This window comes from Halalkalibacter alkaliphilus, from assembly GCF_023555415.1.
In the GTDB taxonomy this organism is placed as follows: domain Bacteria; phylum Bacillota; class Bacilli; order Bacillales; family Bacillaceae_D; genus Halalkalibacter; species Halalkalibacter alkaliphilus.
In genome coordinates this window covers 1-20,109 of sequence record NZ_JAKRYL010000044.1, presented here as the reverse complement: position 1 = coordinate 20,109, position 20,109 = coordinate 1, and the positions used below count along the sequence as shown (strand labels likewise).

At 39.6% G+C, this 20,109-nt stretch carries 17 protein-coding genes, 1 tRNA gene, 1 other RNA gene and 1 other annotated feature; of the genes, 5 read left to right on the top strand and 14 right to left on the bottom strand.

All coding sequences use genetic code 11. From position 1 onward, the window contains the following. Window positions 1-200 precede the first annotated feature (200 nt). From MF646_RS22520 to MF646_RS22480, 9 genes are all read right to left on the bottom strand, one after another. Window positions 201-464 carry a pro-sigmaK processing inhibitor BofA family protein gene (locus MF646_RS22520; protein WP_250098734.1) on the bottom strand — a complete coding sequence of 88 codons (264 nt, stop codon included), beginning with the start codon at window positions 462-464 and terminating at the stop codon, window positions 201-203. Between the two features lie 69 nt (window positions 465-533). Beyond that, window positions 534-755 carry a YaaL family protein gene (locus tag MF646_RS22515; protein WP_250098733.1) on the bottom strand — a complete coding sequence of 74 codons (222 nt, stop codon included), beginning with the start codon at window positions 753-755 and terminating at the stop codon, window positions 534-536. A gap of 47 nt (window positions 756-802) precedes the next feature. Then, entirely contained in the window at window positions 803-1,399 is a 597-nt protein-coding gene (gene recR / locus MF646_RS22510) for a recombination mediator RecR (RefSeq protein WP_034634150.1), read from the bottom strand. A gap of 11 nt (window positions 1,400-1,410) precedes the next feature. Then, window positions 1,411-1,722, bottom strand: a complete 312-nt coding sequence (locus tag MF646_RS22505; RefSeq protein ID WP_250098732.1) for a YbaB/EbfC family nucleoid-associated protein — start codon at window positions 1,720-1,722, stop codon at window positions 1,411-1,413. A 20-nt stretch (window positions 1,723-1,742) separates the two neighbouring features. Next, window positions 1,743-3,431, bottom strand: coding sequence for a DNA polymerase III subunit gamma/tau (gene dnaX, locus MF646_RS22500; protein WP_250098731.1), 1,689 nt, complete (start codon window positions 3,429-3,431; stop codon window positions 1,743-1,745). 180 nt (window positions 3,432-3,611) lie between these two features. Further along, an RNA gene (gene ffs, locus MF646_RS22495) (signal recognition particle sRNA large type) lies at window positions 3,612-3,877 on the bottom strand. A gap of 100 nt (window positions 3,878-3,977) precedes the next feature. Next, window positions 3,978-4,442, bottom strand: coding sequence for a tRNA adenosine(34) deaminase TadA (tadA, locus tag MF646_RS22490; protein ID WP_250098736.1), 465 nt, complete (start codon window positions 4,440-4,442; stop codon window positions 3,978-3,980). 91 nt (window positions 4,443-4,533) lie between these two features. After that, a tRNA-Ser gene (locus tag MF646_RS22485) sits at window positions 4,534-4,626 on the bottom strand. A gap of 96 nt (window positions 4,627-4,722) precedes the next feature. Then, window positions 4,723-6,345: a glutathione ABC transporter substrate-binding protein gene (locus MF646_RS22480; protein WP_250098730.1), complete on the bottom strand. Its 1,623-nt coding sequence runs from the start codon at window positions 6,343-6,345 to the stop codon at window positions 4,723-4,725. A gap of 365 nt (window positions 6,346-6,710) precedes the next feature. Between MF646_RS22480 and MF646_RS22475 the strand changes: the two genes are divergently transcribed. Genes MF646_RS22475 through MF646_RS22460 form a run of 4 tightly spaced genes read left to right on the top strand, consistent with a single transcriptional unit; the run spans window position 6,711 to window position 10,635 of the window. Beyond that, window positions 6,711-7,607: an ABC transporter permease gene (locus MF646_RS22475; protein ID WP_250098729.1), complete on the top strand. Its 897-nt coding sequence runs from the start codon at window positions 6,711-6,713 to the stop codon at window positions 7,605-7,607. 17 nt (window positions 7,608-7,624) lie between these two features. Beyond that, window positions 7,625-8,566, top strand: coding sequence for an ABC transporter permease (locus MF646_RS22470; RefSeq protein ID WP_250098728.1), 942 nt, complete (start codon window positions 7,625-7,627; stop codon window positions 8,564-8,566). A gap of 34 nt (window positions 8,567-8,600) precedes the next feature. Continuing rightward, window positions 8,601-9,650, top strand: a complete 1,050-nt coding sequence (locus tag MF646_RS22465) for an ABC transporter ATP-binding protein (protein ID WP_250098727.1) — start codon at window positions 8,601-8,603, stop codon at window positions 9,648-9,650. Beyond that, on the top strand, window positions 9,625-10,635 hold the full coding sequence (locus MF646_RS22460; protein WP_250098726.1) for an ABC transporter ATP-binding protein: 1,011 nt from the start codon (window positions 9,625-9,627) through the stop codon (window positions 10,633-10,635). The genes MF646_RS22465 and MF646_RS22460 overlap by 26 nt, the downstream gene beginning before the upstream one ends. Before the next feature lie 543 nt (window positions 10,636-11,178). Here the strand turns inward: MF646_RS22460 and serS are convergent. The 5 genes from serS to guaB form a co-directional block, all read right to left on the bottom strand. Next, complete coding sequence (gene serS, locus MF646_RS22455; protein ID WP_250098725.1) at window positions 11,179-12,459, bottom strand: serine--tRNA ligase; 1,281 nt, start codon at window positions 12,457-12,459, stop codon at window positions 11,179-11,181. Between the two features lie 80 nt (window positions 12,460-12,539). Further along, window positions 12,540-12,754 (bottom strand) — a binding site (T-box leader). 1 nt (window position 12,755) lies between these two features. After that, window positions 12,756-13,334: a pyridoxal 5'-phosphate synthase glutaminase subunit PdxT gene (gene pdxT, locus MF646_RS22450; protein ID WP_250098724.1), complete on the bottom strand. Its 579-nt coding sequence runs from the start codon at window positions 13,332-13,334 to the stop codon at window positions 12,756-12,758. A gap of 31 nt (window positions 13,335-13,365) precedes the next feature. Then, on the bottom strand, window positions 13,366-14,250 hold the full coding sequence (gene pdxS / locus MF646_RS22445) for a pyridoxal 5'-phosphate synthase lyase subunit PdxS (RefSeq protein WP_034634174.1): 885 nt from the start codon (window positions 14,248-14,250) through the stop codon (window positions 13,366-13,368). 192 nt (window positions 14,251-14,442) lie between these two features. Continuing rightward, window positions 14,443-15,744 (bottom strand): D-alanyl-D-alanine carboxypeptidase family protein, encoded by a 1,302-nt coding sequence (locus MF646_RS22440; protein WP_275980426.1) that lies wholly within the window; start codon window positions 15,742-15,744, stop codon window positions 14,443-14,445. Between the two features lie 213 nt (window positions 15,745-15,957). Beyond that, window positions 15,958-17,415 carry an IMP dehydrogenase gene (gene guaB, locus MF646_RS22435; protein WP_250098723.1) on the bottom strand — a complete coding sequence of 486 codons (1,458 nt, stop codon included), beginning with the start codon at window positions 17,413-17,415 and terminating at the stop codon, window positions 15,958-15,960. Between the two features lie 136 nt (window positions 17,416-17,551). Between guaB and MF646_RS22430 the strand changes: the two genes are divergently transcribed. Next, the gene (locus MF646_RS22430) at window positions 17,552-18,514 is read left to right on the top strand and encodes a YaaC family protein (RefSeq protein ID WP_250098722.1); all 963 of its coding nucleotides are present in this window, start codon (window positions 17,552-17,554) and stop codon (window positions 18,512-18,514) included. The last annotated feature ends 1,595 nt before the right edge of the window (window positions 18,515-20,109 follow it).

Below are 20,109 nucleotides of genomic sequence, written 5' to 3'. Positions count from 1 at the left end.
TGTGTCGTTTGTAGCGACCTAATTATCATATCAAAAACAAATTGTTATGTCAAATTGTTTTTTTGTTGATTTTTCAAGTCGTTTTGGCGACAAGAAATAATATACCATACGATAAAAACTAATGCAACTACAAAAACCAAAAAAGTTGAACTGTTTTTATAACAGTCCAACTTAAGGAAAGACATCTCCATTTTTTCTCATTAAATAATAAACTGTTTAATTACAATAAGAAGAACGACACCCGGAACACCCAGTAAACCAGAAACAGCTGCAGTTACACCATTAATCGGAATATAAAAATCAATAAAAGATCCAAATGTATTTACAAAAAAGAGCATAAGCGCACCTATCACCACTTTTACTGCAATATTCCCTAAAAAGCGCACAGGTTTCATCGGAGCGCCGACAACTAACAGAATCACAACCAACCCGGCAAGTAAAGCAATTAGAATAATCGGATCCATTTTCCCACCTCATTTTAAGCTTGTCTTATTGATTCATATGTTGCCAGAAACAAAAAAAGAACAAACTACTTAGCGTAGTTCGTTCTTACTAACCTGACGTTTCCTTGCCTCTCTTAACAAGAATGAATAAACAGCCTCTGTTACTTTCGCCCTGTTTAACACATCATCAGATGGATCAATACTTCTTTGAATAAGTTGTTTTTCACTATCAAGCTTTTCCTTCTGCTCTTCAAGATGCTTAAATAACTGAGCGTTTTCCTGTTTACGAAGTTTTTGTTTTTTACGAAACAAGATTCAATCCACCTTATCATTTAATCTGGAATAAAGGTTATAGAAAATTACAGTTCTCTTCGACCTTCAATTGCTCTTGAAAGTGTAACTTCATCGGCATACTCCAAGTCTCCACCTACTGGGAGCCCATGAGCAATTCGAGTTACCTTAATCCCCGTCGGCTTAACAAGTCTCGAAATGTACATCGCCGTTGCTTCTCCCTCAATTGTTGGATTTGTGGCAATGATAACCTCTTGTATCGTGTCATCTTGAAGACGTTTAAGAAGCTCCGGAATCTTTATATCTTCAGGACCAATCCCGTCCATCGGAGAAATAGCTCCTTGAAGAACATGATAATCTCCACGATACTCCTTCATCTTTTCCATTGCGATAACATCTTTTGCCTCTTGAACGACACAAACTAACGACTTATCTCGGTGTTGATCCTCACATATACGACAAGGATCTGTGTCGGTAATATTATGACAAACTGAACAATAAGTCAGATTGCGTTTCGCATTTACTAATGCTTTAGCAAAATCAAGCACATCGTCTTCCTTCATATCCAAAACAAAAAAAGCCAGGCGGCTAGCCGTTTTAGGTCCGATACCTGGCAATTTCATGAATCCTTCAATTAACTTAGCTATTGGTTCAGGATACTGCAAATCGTCCCCTCCTAGAACATTCCAGGAATATTCATTCCTTTTGTGAACTTACCCATATCTTGTTCTACTAGCTCATCCACTTTTTTCAATGCTTCATTTGTAGCAGCTAAAATAAGATCTTGTAACATTTCTACATCGTCAGGGTCAACTACATCTTCTGAGATCGTCACATCTAAAATTCGTTTATCTCCACTTGCAACTACAGTAACCATTCCGCCACCTGCTGTCGCTTCAACTGTTTTCTCTTTTAATTCCTCTTGCGCTTTCGCCATTTGCTTTTGCATCTTTTGCATTTGTTTCATCATATTACCCATGTTTTTCATCAATAAAAACCTCCCGTATTTTAAGAATCACTAAATTCAATTAAATCCTCACCAACTAGCTTTACCGCTTCATCTACTAAAGAGTCACTAACATCCGCTTCTTTAGTAGACCCCTTTTGTTCGGCTACATAATCCTCTTTCACTTGTTCCCAGTGCGCCTGAAGAAGAGTCGCAAAAGTTGACTGTCCACTCAAAGTTTCCTGAATAATAGCTTCTAATATCTCTCGAAACTTTGTATCCATCATATCACGATGCATTTCATTTTGAAACGCTAAGACAACTGTAGATGCAGAAGAGGCAACTGGCTTACAATCACTTAGCCAAGCATGCGCAGGAACACTCTTCACCTTTATCCGCTCCATTACATCCCCCCACCTAGAAGTAACAACTTGTAAGTGGCGCTTATCAGCTTCTTTTAACGTTTCTTTCACCCTTGCTGCCCCATTTCGAGCTTGTGCAGGTACCTTTTTAACCCTCCGCTGCTTAGGTGCTTGACTTCCATCAGTTTGTGTAACAACTTGTCCAGACTGTACATTTTCTAGCTTCTTCTCAAGTAAGACAATCTTGCTTTTTAATTCCTCTACTTCGCTCGAGGATATCATACTCGGTGTAGAAACCTCACTTCTCTGTTGATTGACCAGTTTTAGTAAGGCAAGTTCCAAAAAGATCTTCGGATGTGCAGACCACTTCATTTCTTGCTGACTGGCATTTAAAGATTCGATAGCCTGATACAACCAATGAACATCAACTTTATCCGACAACTCCGTAAAGTGGTCATCCACTTTCGCTCGCTCTAACAGATCTCCTGCATTAGGAGCATTTTTGAAAAGGAGTATATCGCGAAAATAATAAATTAAATCCTCTACAAAGCGGTTAGGATCTTTTCCATCCTGCAATAGCTGCTCTAATTGACTCAGAGCGGCTAACGTATCTCCTTCTTCTATAGAAGAAACTACTTTAGTTAAAGCTTGTTGAGATACAGCACCAGTAACAGCTAGTACATCATCTAAGTGAAGACTCTCGTCCGCAAACGAAATGGCTTGGTCTAATAAACTCAAGGCATCTCGCATACCACCTTCTGCCGCTCTTGCAATCATAAAGAGGGCGTCTTCATCAGCTGCAATAGAATCGTGTCCAAGAATAAATTGCATTCTAGATACAATCGCCTGGTTTGTAATACGCTTAAAATCAAAACGTTGACATCTAGAAATAATGGTGAGTGGTATTTTGTGAGGTTCTGTTGTGGCCAAAATAAAAAGCACATGCCCAGGCGGCTCTTCCAGTGTTTTCAACAAAGCATTAAAGGCACCAGTAGACAACATATGTACTTCATCTATAATATACACCTTATAACGAACTTCACTCGGTGCAAATTTCACTTTGTCTCGAATGTCTCGGATTTCATCTACACCATTGTTAGAGGCCGCATCGATTTCAATAACATCAACAATTGCACCAGAAGTAATACCTTTACAGGCTGAACACTGATTACAAGGTTCGGCAACTGGAGCCTTTTCACAGTTGATCGCCTTAGCAATGATTTTAGCCGCACTTGTCTTACCTGTACCGCGCGGACCAGAGAACAAATAAGCGTGGGATAATTTTTGTTGTAATAATGCATTTTGTAACGTTTTCGTTATGTGTTCTTGTCCAACAACATCTTTCAATTGTTGCGGTCTCCAAACACGATACAGCGCTTGATAACCCACTCCCACTTCCTCCTCTTTTTAAACACTCTCTTCTATTATAGCGATTGAACATCATTTTTTAAAGTAGTACATAGTATTTACAGAAGGGGTCTGCCCCCCGGAAATAAATTATCATTTCCCGTTTTAATAAAAAAAAGCAACTACAATTATGTAGTTGCTTTTTTTATATAAAAATTGATACCGTGCACCCTCTGTTGATAATGCCACCACAGGCGTTACCTAAGCAGTTAGCTCGGCTCAGGCGACTCCACGGCACACGGAAGGGGCCACTTACTGCTGCTTCCTTCCGGACCTGACAGGGTTCATGGGTTTCCGTTGCGTGGAACCCAAGCGTCAACACCACTTACTTAGGTCAGACCCTGCGGTGACAAAACCTCGAGAGGGGATTCAGCCTCGCTACAGCGGATTGCGAGTACAGGGCACCGCTACCTCCCCACCTAGCACGGCAAAATTAATAACATTGTTAATACGTCTTACCAACGCATTTCCTAGTATAGATGGTTTGTCCTAAAAATGCAACCGTAACAAACTGGAAACTAAAATTCCTTATTTCAACGACTTCTTTCTTTGGCGCAAAGCCCGAAAGAAAGAAGTAAGGATTGTACTACACTCTTTTTCAAGGCAACCAGAAACAACTTCTGTTTGATGGTTAAACCTTGGTTCATCTAAAAGATTCATCAACGTTCCAGCGCAACCAGCTTTTGGATCAGGAGCTCCAAATACTACTTTTTTAATACGCGATTGAACAATGGCCCCTGCACACATCGGACAAGGTTCTAACGTGACATAAAGAGTACAATCGAGCAAACGCCAACTCTCTAGATTCCGACAAGCTTCCTTAATAACAGCGAGTTCAGCATGCGCCAAAGCTTGTTGATCAATTTCCCTTCGATTGTGAGCAGCTGCAATCAGCTCTCCACCCTTAACAAGAACAGCACCAATAGGTACCTCTCCGATCGCTTCAGCTTTTCTCGCTTCCTCTAACGCAAATCCCATCCACTTCTCATCCATACTCAACTGTATTCACTCCACTCAGTAACAATGTAAACATATATAAAAACAAAAAACACTACCATTACTGGTAGTGTATCATTTTTATGTATGGCGGAGGAAGAGGGATTCGAACCCCCGCGCGGTTTAACCCGCCTGTCGGTTTTCAAGACCGATCCCTTCAGCCGGACTTGGGTATTCCTCCGCGTTACTGACAAAATCAATTATAAACAACACACAAGATAAAAACAAGTATTTTTTCAAAAAAACAGCTCACTCTTTCGAGTAAGCTGTTTCTCTACTATTGTAATGTTACATCTTGAAGCATAAGGATTCCAGTTGGGTGCTGCCATAAGCCTTGTACATTATCACTAACACCTAAAAGGAATTGTTGGTGATGGATGTAAAGCATTGGAGCTTCTTCAACAAGGATCTCTTGTGCATCTTTGTAAAGAGCTGCACGCTCATCTGGATCTGGGTTTTGACGAGCTTGATCTAAAAGCTCATCAAGTTCAGGATTGCTTAAGAATGTACGGTTTCCAGGCTCACCATGGTTATCAGAGTGGAATAACGCATACATACCATAGTCAGCATCACCTGTTACAGTAGACCAACCAAGAACGAACATGTCATGCTCACCATTTGCAGTGTTCTCTAGGTATGCACCCCACTCAACAACTTCGATACTAACATCGATACCGATTTTTTCTAACTCAGCTTGAACGAAAGTAGCAGCGTCAATACGCTCACGGTTATCATTAGTCCATATAGTAGTTGAGAAACCATCTTCATAACCAGCTTCAGCTAATAGAGCTTGAGCTTCTTCTACATTATATTCTAGACCAGAAACTGTCTCATCATAACCAAATACATCCGGAGCTAAAGGACCGATAGCTGGGATACCAGCACCATCATAGATTCCTTCAATAATTGCTTCTTTGTTAATCGCTTTAGAGATTGCTTGACGAACTAACGGGTTATCAAATGGTTCTTTTTCAACATTGAAACCGATATAAGATAAAGAAACACTTGGCTGACGGTTAACATGGATACCATCAGTACCTTCTACACGTGAGATATCAGAAGGACTTAGTGGATCAGAAATATGAGCTGCACCAGTTTCAAGTTCAGCAATACGAGTTAAATCTTCTGGAACTACTTTAAAAGTTACAGAATCAAGCTTAGCATTCTCGCCCCAGTAATCTTCGTTACGTACTAATTTAATTTCAGTACCAGGAGTCCAAGAGTCAAACTTGAAGTATCCAGTACCTACAGGGTTTTCACTAATTTTGCTTCCTGGCTCAGCACCAGCTTCCATTGCCTCATAGTCTTCAGCAATTAAATCACCAGAAATCATTCCGCCACCATTGTGTGCAAGGTGCGCAGGAAGTGGAGCAAAAGGAAACTCAGTCGAAATACGAACCGTATGCTCATCTACAACTTCAACATCTGTGATCATATTAAAGATAAATTGACGCGGAGAAGCAACTTCAGGATCAAGGATACGATCTAAGTTAGCTTTTACAACGTCAGCATTAAAATCTGAACCATCATGGAATTTAACACCTTCGCGAAGGTAGAATTCCCAAGTAAGGTCATCAACCATTTCCCAGCTTTCAGCTAGACCAGGTTGAAGTTCCATGTCTTCATCTTGCTCAACAAGTGCTTCGTAAATGTTTTGAGCAACATTACTTGATGGTGTGTCGTTTGAACCGTGTGGATCAAGCGCAACAGCATCAGATAGGTTAGCAATTACTAGATCGCCACCTTCTCCACCTTCAGTAGTACCTTCAGCACCTTCTGCAGCCTCTTCTCCTTCAGCAGGAGCAGGAGTTGCATCTGGCTCATTTGCACATGCAGCGATAAATACGCTGAACGCTAATAAAAGAGCCAAAAAGAAAAACGAATTTTTTGACATTTTCATCAAAAAATACCCCCTATTTTGTTTATTAGTCTTTGTTCTAAAACCAATATTACTATATCTCAAGAAAATAAAGAATACAAGTTCTTTTTTCTGAAAATTACTTTGCTAAAAAACTTAACAGAGTGTTCGACATAATTAAATTTTTCTGATAATACTGACACTGAGCAACCCCTAAAAAACGACAGCGTTTTCAACACCAGACGTATCATTATATTCCAATAATAACATTGTCGTTGTAAATACCGCTCAGCATGTTATAATTAGAATTTGTGAAATAGTATTTATCTTGTCGAACAAGGTCGAATTTTCAGATTTTGTTACAAGGTGGAGATATAAATTTAATAAAAAAAGAAAGGGTGTATGTTATGAGCGAACAAACTATGAAAAACGCTGAAACATCAAGTCGGCCTCCTAGCCCTACTGCTCAAAGATGGAAAAGCTTTTACAAAAAATTACGTAAAAACAAAGCAGCTATGGTCGGTGGCATTCTTATTATCTTCTTTATACTAGTAGCGGTCATTGGACCTTCTTTTACACCATATGAACCGAACGTCCAAAATCATGTTAATAAACTGGCTAGTCCTTCGTCTGAACATTGGTTTGGAACAGACCACCATGGTCGTGACATTTTTAGCCGTATTATTCATGGAATGTCGATTACTTTATATGTAGGATTTTTCTCTGTTCTAATCGGAGCAACAATAGGTGTATTTTTAGGGATCATTTCTGGTTATTACGGGAGAATGGTAGACACTGTCATCATGCGTGTGATGGATATTTTACTTGCTTTCCCTGGTATCTTACTAGCATTAGCTATTGTTAGTGTGCTAGGCGGGAGCTTAAATAACGTTATAATAGCTGTTGGTATTTTCTCTATTCCTGTTTTTGCACGTATTGTACGTGGATCAACGCTTGCCGTTCGTAAACTAGAATATATTGACGCGATGAGAGCACTAGGTGCAAGTGATGCAAGAATTATCTTTAAACACATTTTGCCTAATGTAACTTCTCCATTAATCGTTCAAGGTACATTAAGTATCGCAACATCAATCTTAACAGCTAGTGGATTATCATTCTTAGGTATGGGTGCTCAACCACCTACACCAGAATGGGGAGCTATGTTAAGTGGTGGGCGTAATTATATGTGGGATGCACCTCATGTTGCATTCTTCCCTGGTATCGCAATTGTCATTGTTGTACTAGCCTTCAATATCTTTGGTGATGGCTTACGAGATGCGTTAGATCCTAAAATGAAAAACTAGAAAAGAGGTGCGAAAACATGTTTACTTTTATCATACGTCGTCTTATTCAGACGATTCCGGTTTTAATAGGTGTTACGATTTTAACATTCAGCTTGATGCACCTCATTCCTGGTGATCCAGCTCAAATCATGGCAGGTGAAAGTGCTTCTCCAGCTCAGATTGAACAAATGCGCGAGCGACTTGGTCTAAATGAAGCAATACCTGTTCAATATGCAAAATATGTTTCAGGTGCTGTACAAGGTGACCTTGGAAATTCAATACGTAGTGGTCGTCCAGTTGCTCAAGAAATCTCAGGACGTTTCTGGGTAACCGTTGAACTTGCTATATACAGTACAATTTTAAGTGTTTTTATCGGTTTAATTGCTGGAGTTATCTCAGCTACAAAGCATTACACGTTAACTGATGTTGTAATTATGATTGTTGCATTATTTGGTTTATCGATGCCTAACTTCTGGCTTGGGCTTATGTTAATACAATGGTTTGCAATTGGTTTTGATATAGGACCAATTAACACAGGTTGGTTTGCCGCCTCTGGTTGGGGATCTTGGCAACAAATAGTCTTACCAGTTATCACATTAGGAACGGCAGGAGCTGCAATTATTGCTCGTATGACTCGTTCAAGTATGCTTGAAGTCATTGGACAGGATTATATCCGTACTGCTCGTGCTAAAGGTGTGAAAGAACAGGTTGTTATTTATCGCCATGCATTGAAAAATGCGATGATTCCTGTTGTGACTGTTGTAGGTCTTCAATTTGGTTCATTACTTGGTGGTGCCGTTTTAACTGAAATGGTATTTGCTGTTAACGGAATGGGACGTTTAATTATTGATGCTATTCGTGCACGTGACTTCCCTATTGTTCAAGGAACTGTTCTTGTATTCTCACTAATATTCGTAGCCGTAAATTTACTTGTAGATATAGCGTATCGCTTCTTAAATAAACGAATTGACTTGAATTAATTGTGATATAAAAATGTGAAAGGTGTGAAACCTTATGACGACAAAGATCGATAACAAGAATGAAACAATTCTTGAAGTTCGTGACCTCCGCACATCGTTTTTTACGGAAAACTTTGAGGTTAAAGCTGTCGATGGTGTCAACTTTTCTGTACCGAAAGGAAAGACACTAGGGGTAGTTGGTGAGTCTGGTTCTGGTAAGAGTATTACCTCACTATCTATTCTAAGACTGATTCAAAACCCAGGTAAAGTAGTGGGCGGTCAAGTTCTATTTAAAGGAACAGATCTTCTTGAGAAAACAGAAGCCCAAATGCGAAAAATCCGCGGAAATGAAATATCAATGATTTTCCAAGAGCCGATGACTTCCTTAAACCCTGTTTATACGGTAGGTCAACAAATTGGTGAATCATTTCAAATTCATGAGAAGCTTAACAAAAAACAATCAATTGAACGCTCAATTGAAATGTTAAAACTTGTTGGAATTCCATCTCCTGAAAAACGTGTTCATCAATACCCACATGAGCTTTCAGGTGGAATGCGTCAACGTGTTATGATTGCGATGGCTTTAGCTTGTAATCCTGAATTGTTGATTGCCGATGAGCCTACAACGGCTTTAGATGTTACGATACAAGCACAAATTTTAGAGTTAATGAAAGATCTTCAAAACCGCTTAGGGATGTCTATCATTATGATTACACATGACCTAGGTGTTGTAGCAGAAACATGTGACTATGTAGCTGTTATGTACTGTGGAAAAGTGGTAGAGTATGCTTCTGTCGATGAGCTATTCCGTAACCCTCGACATCCTTACACTGTAGGGCTATTGAATTCATTGCCGCGTCACGATGTTGATCTAGAGAACGAAGAGTTATCAGTTATTAAAGGGGCAGTTCCAAGTCCAGCTGATATGCCTATAGGCTGTCGTTTCTCGCCGCGTTGCCCGCATGCAAGTGATATTTGTGTGGAGCGTCTTCCTGAACTTGAAGAAGATGAAAGTGGCAACCAAATTCGTTGTTGGATCTACTCGGATGAGTGGGATGGCGATCCGGAGGTGAACGTGTATGAAAAAAGAACTACTGAAAGTTAAAGATTTGAAACAATACTTCCCTATTAAAGGCGGTTTGTTGGGACGTACTGTTAACCATGTTAAAGCCGTTGATGGTGTAACGTTTACTGTATATGAAGGTGAAACGGTAAGTATTGTAGGTGAATCAGGCTGTGGTAAGTCAACAACAGGACGTGCCATTCTTCGTCTTGATGAGCCGACTGATGGTGAAGTTGTTTTTGACGGAGATGATTTATTATCTTTAAATAAAGCGCAAATGCGTAAGAAACGTAAGGATTTACAAATCATTTTCCAAGACCCTTATGCTTCTATTAATCCACGTCATACTGTACGTCAGATCTTAGATGAAGCGTTAGAAATTCAAAATGTTGTTCCAAAATCACAACGTGCTGATAAAATCCGTGAACTTATGGAAACAGTTGGTCTTGGCCCTCACCAAATTGACCGTTTCCCACATGAATTTAGTGGTGGGCAACGTCAACGTATTGGTATTGCCCGTGCATTATCTGTTGATCCAAAATTAATTATTTGTGATGAGGCAGTATCGGCGCTAGACGTTTCAATTCAAGCGCAAGTCATTAACTTATTGAAAAAATTACAACGTGATTTTAAATTAACGTATTTATTTATATCTCATGACTTGGGTGTTGTTCGTCATATCTCTGACCGAGTTATTGTCATGTATCTTGGACGCATCGTAGAGATCGGTGATAAAACGTCCGTATTCGATAACCCACAACATCCTTATACAAAGGCATTACTTTCAGCCATTCCTGTACCGGAACCAGGCAAAAAGAAAGAACGAGTAATCCTAAAAGGTGATGTACCGTCACCTATTAATCCTCCAGAAGGCTGTCGTTTCCACACACGCTGTCCATTCGCGACTGACCTGTGTAAAACAGACACACCAGAGCTTAAAGGTGAAGATTACATGAAAGAAGGCCACCTAGCAGCATGCCACTACATGGATGAAATTGAGTCAGGTAAGCACAAACCTAAGTATTAGATCATAAAGAAACCAGGTCGCACTTTGACCTGGTTTCTTTATGATCTAAGCAATGTGCGGAGCCACTGCAGTCTTTTAAGCCTCAAGGAGCGGGTTTCTCCTTGAGGCGCGCAGTGAGTGGAGCCATTGCAATCATGTTCGCTCTTTCTTCGACTATAGACCGCTCTTTGTCCTCGTTTCTTTATGATCTAAGCAATGGTTTCGCTCTCTCACCTTTCTCCATTTCTACTTCTATACTTTGTTCATTTACGATATCATTATTATAGAGACTTAATTAAAAGGTGTGATTCTTTGAAAACAACGACACTTTTACTCTTAATAATTATTTCAATGCATCTCTTGACCCTCATCAATGTTGCTTTTTTTAATGGGGCATGGAATGGAATTGTTTTATCCATCTCAACTTTTTTATTTATTACGGCATTAGCTTTTTACAGTATTAATAAACAAAAAAATCAAGCTAGTGACCACTAGCTTTAGCAATTCACTTCATTTGGAAGCATTAATAAACCGACTGCACATCCATGCAGTCGGTCTCTACATTTACTTAACCGTAATCTTTTCAACATTCCCCATATAAGGACGTAACACTTCTGGAATCACAACAGATCCATCTTCCTCTTGATAATTTTCTAAGATCGCAGCAACTGTACGCCCGACTGCAAGTCCTGAACCATTTAATGTATGAACAAATTCTGGTTTCGCTTTTGGTTCTGGACGATATTTAATGTTTGCTCTGCGTGCTTGAAAGTCTTCAAAGTTACTGCAAGAAGAAATCTCACGGTAAGAATCATTGCTTGGAATCCATACTTCAATATCATACTTCTTAGCTGCCGTAAAACCTAAATCAGCCGTACACATGCTTAATACTCGGTATGGAAGTTTCAGAAGCTGAAGTACTTTCTCAGCATGTCCTGTTAAAGTTTCAAGTGTTTCATAAGAATCTTCAGGCTTCACGAAACGTACGAGCTCCACTTTATTAAACTGGTGCTGACGAATTAAACCACGTGTATCGCGTCCTGCAGAACCTGCTTCTGAACGAAAGTTTGCACTATATGCTGTATAGGCAATTGGTAACTGCTCTGCTGTTAATATTTCATCACGATGTAAGTTTGTTACCGGTACTTCTGCAGTTGGAATAAGGAAGTAGTCCAAATCTTGAATTTTAAAAGCATCCTCTTCAAACTTAGGCAATTGACCTGTACCTGTCATACTTGCACGATTCACCATATATGGAGGAAGCACTTCCTCATACCCGTGCTCGTCTTGGTGAAGATCCATCATAAAATTAATCAACGCACGTTCTAGACGAGCTCCTAATCCCTTGTAAAAGACAAAGCGGCTTCCAGTCACTTTAGAAGCTCGTTCAAAGTCAACGATTCCTAGATCAGTAGCTAAATCCCAATGAGCTTTCGTTTCAAACCCAAAAGAACGTACCTCTCCCCATTTACGTACTTCAACATTGTCATCTTCTGTATCCCCGACTGGCACACTCTCATGTGGAACGTTTGGAATTGTTAAAAGAATCCCCTCTAATTCTTCTTCAGTATTACGGAGCTGTACATCTAATGATTTAATCTTTTCTGATACTTCTTTTGTCTCTTTAATCAAATGATCTGCATCTTGTTTTTCACGTTTCAATTGTGCTACTTCTTGAGATACTTGATTTCTTCTACTTTTTAGCTCCTCTACTTCAACAATAATAGTGCGGCGTTTTTCATCTAACTCTTCAAAGCGATCTAAACCTGAGATATCTTCACCTCTGGTAGCAAGCCTCGTTTTTATATCATCAAAATCTTTTCGTAATCGTTTTACATCTAACATATTTTATCCTCCTTATGTCTCATCTTACCTATTCTATCAAATTATATTAAATAAAAAAAAGCCCCCACCCCTTCTATAAAAGAAGGGACGAGAGCACCCGCGTTACCACCCTTGTTGCAAAGTAGCAGGTGGTTTTCCTGCTACTTAAAGCCACTTTAGCAATAACGGCTGCATACCGAGAAGATTTCATACTTCTACTCAAAGGTGGATTCCATACATTTACTGACCGGTTCGCACCATCCACCGGCTCTCTGTACAGCACATTGTATGTACTATTCCTTTTCTACGCATTATCTTTATTGTTTTGATTCTTCTACAATTGAAACAAAAAATTGATGAAAACGATGGTCATCTGTAAGCTCTGGATGGAAAGAACAAGCTAGGAAGTTGCCTTGTCTTGCAGCAACAATTTCATCTCCATACTTTGAAAGAACTTGAACATCTTCCCCCACCTCTAAAATAAGTGGGGCTCGGATGAAGACTGCACGAATATCTTCACCTACTCCAGCTACATGAAGATCTGTCTCAAAACTTTCACGCTGACGACCAAATGCATTACGCTGTACCTTCATATCAATGACAGCTAAATGGCCCTCATCTTGTCCTTCAATTTGTCCAGCCATTAAAATGGCACCTGCGCATGTCCCAAACATTGGTTTACCAGCTGCAGCAAACTCTTTTAAAGGCTCATAAAAACCATATAAATTAATAAGACGGCGCATCGTTGTACTTTCTCCACCAGGAAGTACTAAACCATCTAAATCATTGAGCTGTTCTACTTTTTTTACGACAACTATTTCTGTATTAGGAGCTTCTAAGCAGTTCACATGCTCTCTAACAGCTCCTTGCAGTGCCAATACACCTATTTTAACCATTACTGATCCTTTCCCTTATACCAAACTTAAATTACCAGCCACGCTCTTGCATGCGCTCGGTTGGGTTAAGAGTCGAAATTTCGATACCTTTCATTGCTGTTCCTAGTCCTTTAGAAAGCTCAGCAATTAACGCATAATCTTCGTAGTGAGTTGTTGCTTCAACAATTGCGCGGGCAAATTTCTCAGGATTGTCCGATTTGAAGATACCAGACCCTACAAATACCCCGTCAGCACCTAACTGCATCATTAATGCAGCGTCTGCAGGAGTCGCTACACCACCAGCTGCAAAGTTAACGACAGGTAATTTACCTGTTTCTTTAATTTGTAATAAAAGATCAAATGAAGCACCAAGATTCTTCGCCTCAGTCATTAACTCATCCGTAGACATTTGTTTAACTTTATTGATTTGACCTTGAATCATACGCATGTGACGTACAGCCTCTACAATATTCCCCGTTCCAGGCTCACCTTTTGTACGAATCATTGATGCACCTTCACCGATACGACGAGATGCTTCTCCTAAATCACGTGCTCCACACACGAAAGGTACAGTGAAATCACGCTTGTACAAATGAAATACTTCATCAGCAGGCGTTAATACTTCACTTTCATCAATATAGTCAACACCCATTGCTTCAAGTACACGTGCTTCAACAATATGACCAATACGCGCTTTTGCCATAACTGGAATTGATACTGCATTTAGTACTTCTTCAACAATTGTTGGATCAGCCATACGTGCTACTCCACCTGCTGCACGAATATCAGCTGGTACACGTTCAAGCGCCATAACTGCAACTGCTCCTGCAGCTTCTGCAATCTTTGCTTGTTCAGCATTGATAACGTCCATAATGACGCCACCTTTTTGCATTTCTGCCATACCTCTTTTGACTCTGTCTGTTCCTGTTTGACTCATTTGTATATCCTCCTATACCGTTCGTCTAAAGTTGAATGATTATCCTACATTAGTATACCTTAAAACGAGCTTTTTCGCATAAATTTTCAGTTTTTATTTTAGCATAAAACGGATCCTTTACAAAATAAGGGACTGAAAAAGAAGATTTTCCTTTTTCAGTTCCCTTGAAGGATCCGCCTTATTAGTTTTTATTTATGAAAACCAGCCTTTTACTGTATCAGCTACGCCATTCCAAATACCTGAGAAGAAGCCACCGATCGCACGCATTGTCATCGAGAACCAACCTGCTTTCTCAACAGCAGAGTCTGTCACAACTAATACTTCTGCACGTTGTGTCGGATATAGGAACTCTTCATCTCCTTCTCCTGTGTAAACAAGAGAGAGGGTTCCAACTTCTGCTCCTGCTTCAAATGGAGCAACAATCTCTCCATCTTCATTCAATACGTTGTTATCAAGGACAAGCTCAGTCGCATATAAATCTTCTTCACCATTACGAATAACAGTAGTTAATGGTTCGACACTAGAAATCGTTACTTCTCTTTCTTTACCTGCTGCTACTGGAAGAATGTCTAACCCTTCAGGAGCATAACCTGAACCTACAATTTCAGCACTTGAGAAATTATTAAATCCGTGATCTAATAACTTAGCCGTCTCGTTAAAACGATCATCACGTGTTCCTGTTCGCATAACAACAGTAATAAATCTCATCCCATTACGCTCAGCTGTTCCTGTAAAAGCATTACCAGCTGCAGATGTATAACCAGTCTTTAACCCATCTACACCTTGATAATCGTGCTGTGCCTCAATGCCTGAGAGCATCCAGTTCCAGTTACGCATTTCAATTTGCTCATCTGGACCAGCTTCAAACGTTAGTGTAGGAATACTTGCCGTCTCAAGTACTTCTGGGTAATCATTAATTAAATGATATGCAAGTTTTGCTGTTGCTCGTGCAGACATCATATTCTCAGCATTTTCACCCGTTCCTTCAGGATGATTACCTAGTAAATCAGAATTATTTAACCCTGTTGAGTTAACAAATTCATAATCTTCTAAACCAAGCTCTGCTGCTTTTTCGTTCATCATACGAACAAATTCCGTTTCAGAGCCAGCAATTAATTCAGCTAGAGCAATCGTTGAAGCATTTGCAGAATAAATTGCTACAGATTGATAAAGTTGTTCAACTGTATATGAATGATCTTGCCTAAGTGGTACGTTTGATAACGCAGTATAAAGTGATAAACTCCTTACAAAATCGCTAATTGGTACTTCTTGATTCCAAGAGATTGTTCCCTCATTGATTGCTTCAAGAATCAAGTACTCACTCATCATCTTAGTCATACTTGCTGTTGGTAAAATAGCATCTATATTCTTTTGATATAAAATCTTTCCTGTATTAGCATCTACTAGAATTGCAGATTCAGCTTGTAAATCAAAAGCTGCATTTGTTTTCATTGGTTGTATCACAAACGTCAAAACCACAACAATCATAAGCATGATTGAAAGTGACTTTTTAACCATTAGTTGATTCACTTTTATCCCTCCACCTTTTCACATAGAGGTAATTTTATCATATCTACTAAAAAAAAAATAGATACATATGATGCTATCTATTTACTATTTTTATACAAAAATTAACCAGTTAATTATCCCTATCTGTAAAAAAAATGCTCATAAGGACTTTGTCCATTATGAGCATTTTCCCTTTTTCTAAAGTGAATAGTTTGGTGCTTCTTTTGTAATTTGTACATCATGTGGATGGCTTTCGCGTAATCCTGCTCCAGTAATACGAATGAATTGACCATTTTCTCTAAGGTCATCTAGAGTAGCTGTTCCACAATACCCCATCCCAGCACGAATTCCTCCAATTAACTGGTGAATTGTATCATTTAACGGCCCTTTGTAAGGAATACGACCTTCAATTCCTTCTGGGACTAACTTCTGAGCATTTTCCTGGAAATAACGATCTTTACTTCCTTTTTCCATCGCTCCTAACGAACCCATTCCACGGTAAACTTTAAATTGACGCCCTTGGTATATTTCACGTTCTCCTGGGCTTTCTGAAACACCTGCTAGTAAGCTACCAAGCATAACTGCATGTCCTCCTGCAGCAAGTGCTTTAACGATGTCTCCGGAATACTTAATACCACCGTCAGCAATAATTGGTACACCATGCTTTTGTGCTTCTAATGCACAGTCATATACCGCTGTAACCTGTGGAACACCTATTCCTGCAACGATACGTGTTGTACAAATCGAACCAGGTCCAATTCCTACTTTTACTACATCCGCCCCAGATTCAATTAGATCACGAGTTGCATGTGCTGTTGCAACGTTACCAGCAATAATTGTTAAATCTGGATATTGTGAGCGAACATCACGGACTTTATCTAAAACCCCTTTAGAGTGACCATGTGCTGTATCGATCACAATGGCGTCTACACCGGCTTCTACTAGTGCAGCAATACGAATATCAGCATCAGCTGAAACTCCAATAGCAGCACCTACTACAAGCCGTCCTTGAGCATCTTTGGCAGAGTTAGGAAACTCAATAACTTTTTCAATATCTTTAATTGTGATGAGACCTTTTAGCGTGCCTTCATTATCAACTAGTGGGAGTTTTTCTATTTTGTATTGTTGAAGAATCTTCTCAGCTTCATTCAAAGTCGTGCCAACTGGTGCTGTAACGAGATTCTCTTTTGTCATCACTTCATCAATTTGAATGGAGTAATCTTCAATAAAACGTAAATCACGATTCGTAATAATACCAACTAGTTTTTGGTTCTCATCAACAATCGGAACTCCAGAAATACGGTATTTACCCATTAAGTGTTCTGCATCAAAAACTTGACGATCTTTTGTTAAATAGAAAGGATTTGTAATAACACCACTTTCAGAACGCTTAACAATTTCAACTTGCTCCGCTTGTAATTCAATCGACATGTTCTTATGAATAATTCCAAGTCCACCTTCACGTGCCATGGCAATAGCCATTTTTGCCTCTGTAACTGTATCCATTCCAGCGCTAATAATTGGAATATTTAACTGTAAGTTCTTGCTCAATTTTGTTTTTACAGATACATCACGAGGTAAAATCTCTGACTTTCCTGGAACTAGAAGTACATCATCAAAGGTTAAACCTTCTTTTTGAAATTTATTTTCCAACATAATTCTGCCTCCCCGAATCGATTTTTATCGAAAAATATTATTAGTAGCTTATCAATTGGGTAAACTACTGTCAAGAATGGATATAATGTGCGACTTTTTAGAATATACAGAACAAAAGGAGGTACGTTAAAATTTAATGATGACCGACTTATTTATACCCTTTTATTCTGCTACGTACTCAAGAAAATATTTAACGGAAAAATATGAAGCAAAACAGATTTCTCAACCGAAAACGAAGAGTTATCAAGTCTGTTCTTCTTTTATGTATCATTTACAACACGGACAATTATATTTCAACCAAGCAATTAATTCTCCCATTGAAATAAAGCCTGTTCTTCTTTTTTATGGTGCTGTACAACTATTGAAAGCTTGTATTTTAACAACTGACCCAAACTATCCAGAGAATTCTCAAGTCCTTGCACATGGAGTTACAACACGAAAAAGAAAAAAGTCTACTTATCGTTTTTTAGACGATGAAGTAAAAGTCCAAAAAAACGGACTCTTTGCCCATTTTTTAGACAAAATGTTTCACATGAAACATTTGGAAGGCGAAAAATATCAAATGGTGACTCTTTTTCACCATATAGCGGATATGCATCCTTTATTTTTACGCCTCACTAATAAATCACTTTCCTTTAAAGGAGATCTAAAGCAAAAAACCATTTTGCTTCCTCCTAACGTTTTAGATCAATACCATATGACCGTAAATCGGTTCGAACAATATTTAGAGGTGAATACAGTAAATAATAAATCAATTAAAGTAAAAGTGATTGAGACGAAAGAAAATGTTCAAATAACAAGTTCCCATCTTCCTCCAACTTGGAATTCAAATCCTTGGTTATATGACCGTGATAGAAACATTTACTTCTTTCAAGAACGTGATTACTTAAAGGCCTACTCATTGCCAGAACTAGCAACTCATTTTTTACTGCTATATAACTTAAGTATGATATGCAGATATGAAGCAGAATGGTGGGGCGATTTAATTCATACGTTTGACGGTGTCGACTTCCCGTATATCTCTCATTACTTACATGTTGTTGAACGTAAAGTACCGTTAATTATTTCGAGCTTTTTGGAAGAGAATATGGGTGATTAAAGGCTTATCTCATCAGTGATGATTAGGTCAGATAGTCTTTCTGCCCAATTTGGTCGTTATTCTATCGGAAATGTTTGATTTACTGTCCAAAGTCGGTTAATTTACTGTCGGCTTTGCTTGATTTGCTGTCGGAAGGCTAGTTGAAGTGAGTTTTCATACTGAGTGTGTCGTTTTGAAACGTTCGTTCATGATCTATTCTAGACAATCAACCTTCATAATGGAACATCAGCTGTTTATTGGAGGATGGTGATACATCGGATGTTTTACTATTGCGCAGCTTTACCATGCGGAGCGTGCCTGCCTGGCAACGTCCTGGCTCGCTATTTCTCTTCTACGGGGAAGGTTACTCATGGAGTTTTTCAAGATGTCTCTTCACGTTGTAACCATCGGTTCATTCGAGGAAGATGTTGTTCCTCCAGGCGCTCTACTATCATGCAGCGCATGTCCGTCTCTCCTATTTCTATGCAGAGCGTGCCCGCCTGGCAACGTCCTGGCTCACCCTTTTTCTTCTACGGGGGTGATTTTTCATGAAGTTGTTCTTAGAGTACTTCACGTTGCGTTACAAAAAGAAAGGGTTCGGACTCACTTCTTTTCTTCTACAAGGAAGGCACGATGCTATTCTTGGAAGCACTCTGTGAAGTTTACGAAAAAAAGAAGCTCGTCTCACAGGGGGACATGATGTTTTTTCAGAGAAGTATAATCACGTAGTAACCATCGGCTCATTCGAGGAAGATGCTGTTCCTTCGGGCTCACTACTATTATGCAGCGTATGTCCGTCTCTCCTTTTTCTATGCAGAGCGTGCCCGCCTGGCAACGTCCTGGCTCACCCTTTTTCTTCTACGGGGGTGATTATTCATGAAGTTGTTCTTAGAAGTAATTCACGTTGTGTTACGAAGAGAAACAGCTCGGACTCACTTCTTTTCTTCTACAAGGAAGGCACGATGCTATTCTTGGAAGCACTCTGTGAAGTTTACGAAAAAAAGCAGCTCGTCTCACAGGGGGACACGATGTTTTTCAGAGATGTATACTCACGTTGTAACCATCGGCTCATTCGAGGAAGATGCTGTTCCTCCGGGCGCTCTACACATGCAGCGTATGTCCGTCTCTCCTATTGCCGTACGGAGCGTCCCGCCTGGCAACGTCCTGGCTCGCTATTTCTCTTCTACGGGGAAGGTTACTCATGGAGTTGTTCTGAGAAGTAATTCACGTTGTGTTACGAAGAGAAACAGCTCGGACTCACTTCTTTTCTTCTACAAGGAAGGCACGATGCTATTCTTAGAAGCACTCTGTGAAGTTTACGAAAAAAAGCAGCTCGTCTCACAGGGGGATATGGAGTTTTTCAAGATGTCTTATCACGTTGTAACCATCGGCATATCCGAGGAAGATGCTGTTCCTCCGGGCGTTCTACTAATATACAGCTTAGATCCATCACTCCTATTTCTATGCGGAGCGTGCCCGCCTGGCAACGTCCTGGCTCACCCTTTCTCTTCTACGGGGGTGATTATTCATGAAGTTGTTCTTAGAAGTAATTCACGTTGTGTTACGAAGAGAAAGGGTTCGTCTCACAGGGGGACACGATGTTTTTCAGAGATGTA

Excerpts from the sequence above, each read along its gene's own strand:
- MF646_RS22520 (WP_250098734.1), bottom strand. The coding sequence starts at position 464 with ATGGATCCGATTATTCTAATTGCTTTACTTGCCGGGTTGGTTGTGATT.
- MF646_RS22505 (WP_250098732.1), bottom strand. The coding sequence starts at position 1,722 with ATGAAAAACATGGGTAATATGATGAAACAAATGCAAAAGATGCAAAAG.
- tadA (WP_250098736.1), bottom strand. The coding sequence starts at position 4,442 with ATGGATGAGAAGTGGATGGGATTTGCGTTAGAGGAAGCGAGAAAAGCT.
- MF646_RS22480 (WP_250098730.1), bottom strand. The coding sequence starts at position 6,345 with ATGAAAATGTCAAAAAATTCGTTTTTCTTTTTGGCTCTTTTATTAGCG.
- MF646_RS22475 (WP_250098729.1), top strand. The coding sequence starts at position 6,711 with ATGAGCGAACAAACTATGAAAAACGCTGAAACATCAAGTCGGCCTCCT.
- MF646_RS22470 (WP_250098728.1), top strand. The coding sequence starts at position 7,625 with ATGTTTACTTTTATCATACGTCGTCTTATTCAGACGATTCCGGTTTTA.
- MF646_RS22465 (WP_250098727.1), top strand. The coding sequence starts at position 8,601 with ATGACGACAAAGATCGATAACAAGAATGAAACAATTCTTGAAGTTCGT.
- MF646_RS22460 (WP_250098726.1), top strand. The coding sequence starts at position 9,625 with ATGAAAAAAGAACTACTGAAAGTTAAAGATTTGAAACAATACTTCCCT.
- serS (WP_250098725.1), bottom strand. The coding sequence starts at position 12,459 with ATGTTAGATGTAAAACGATTACGAAAAGATTTTGATGATATAAAAACG.
- pdxT (WP_250098724.1), bottom strand. The coding sequence starts at position 13,334 with ATGGTTAAAATAGGTGTATTGGCACTGCAAGGAGCTGTTAGAGAGCAT.
- pdxS (WP_034634174.1), bottom strand. The coding sequence starts at position 14,250 with ATGAGTCAAACAGGAACAGACAGAGTCAAAAGAGGTATGGCAGAAATG.
- MF646_RS22440 (WP_275980426.1), bottom strand. The coding sequence starts at position 15,744 with ATGCTTATGATTGTTGTGGTTTTGACGTTTGTGATACAACCAATGAAA.
- guaB (WP_250098723.1), bottom strand. The coding sequence starts at position 17,415 with ATGTTGGAAAATAAATTTCAAAAAGAAGGTTTAACCTTTGATGATGTA.
- MF646_RS22430 (WP_250098722.1), top strand. The coding sequence starts at position 17,552 with ATGATGACCGACTTATTTATACCCTTTTATTCTGCTACGTACTCAAGA.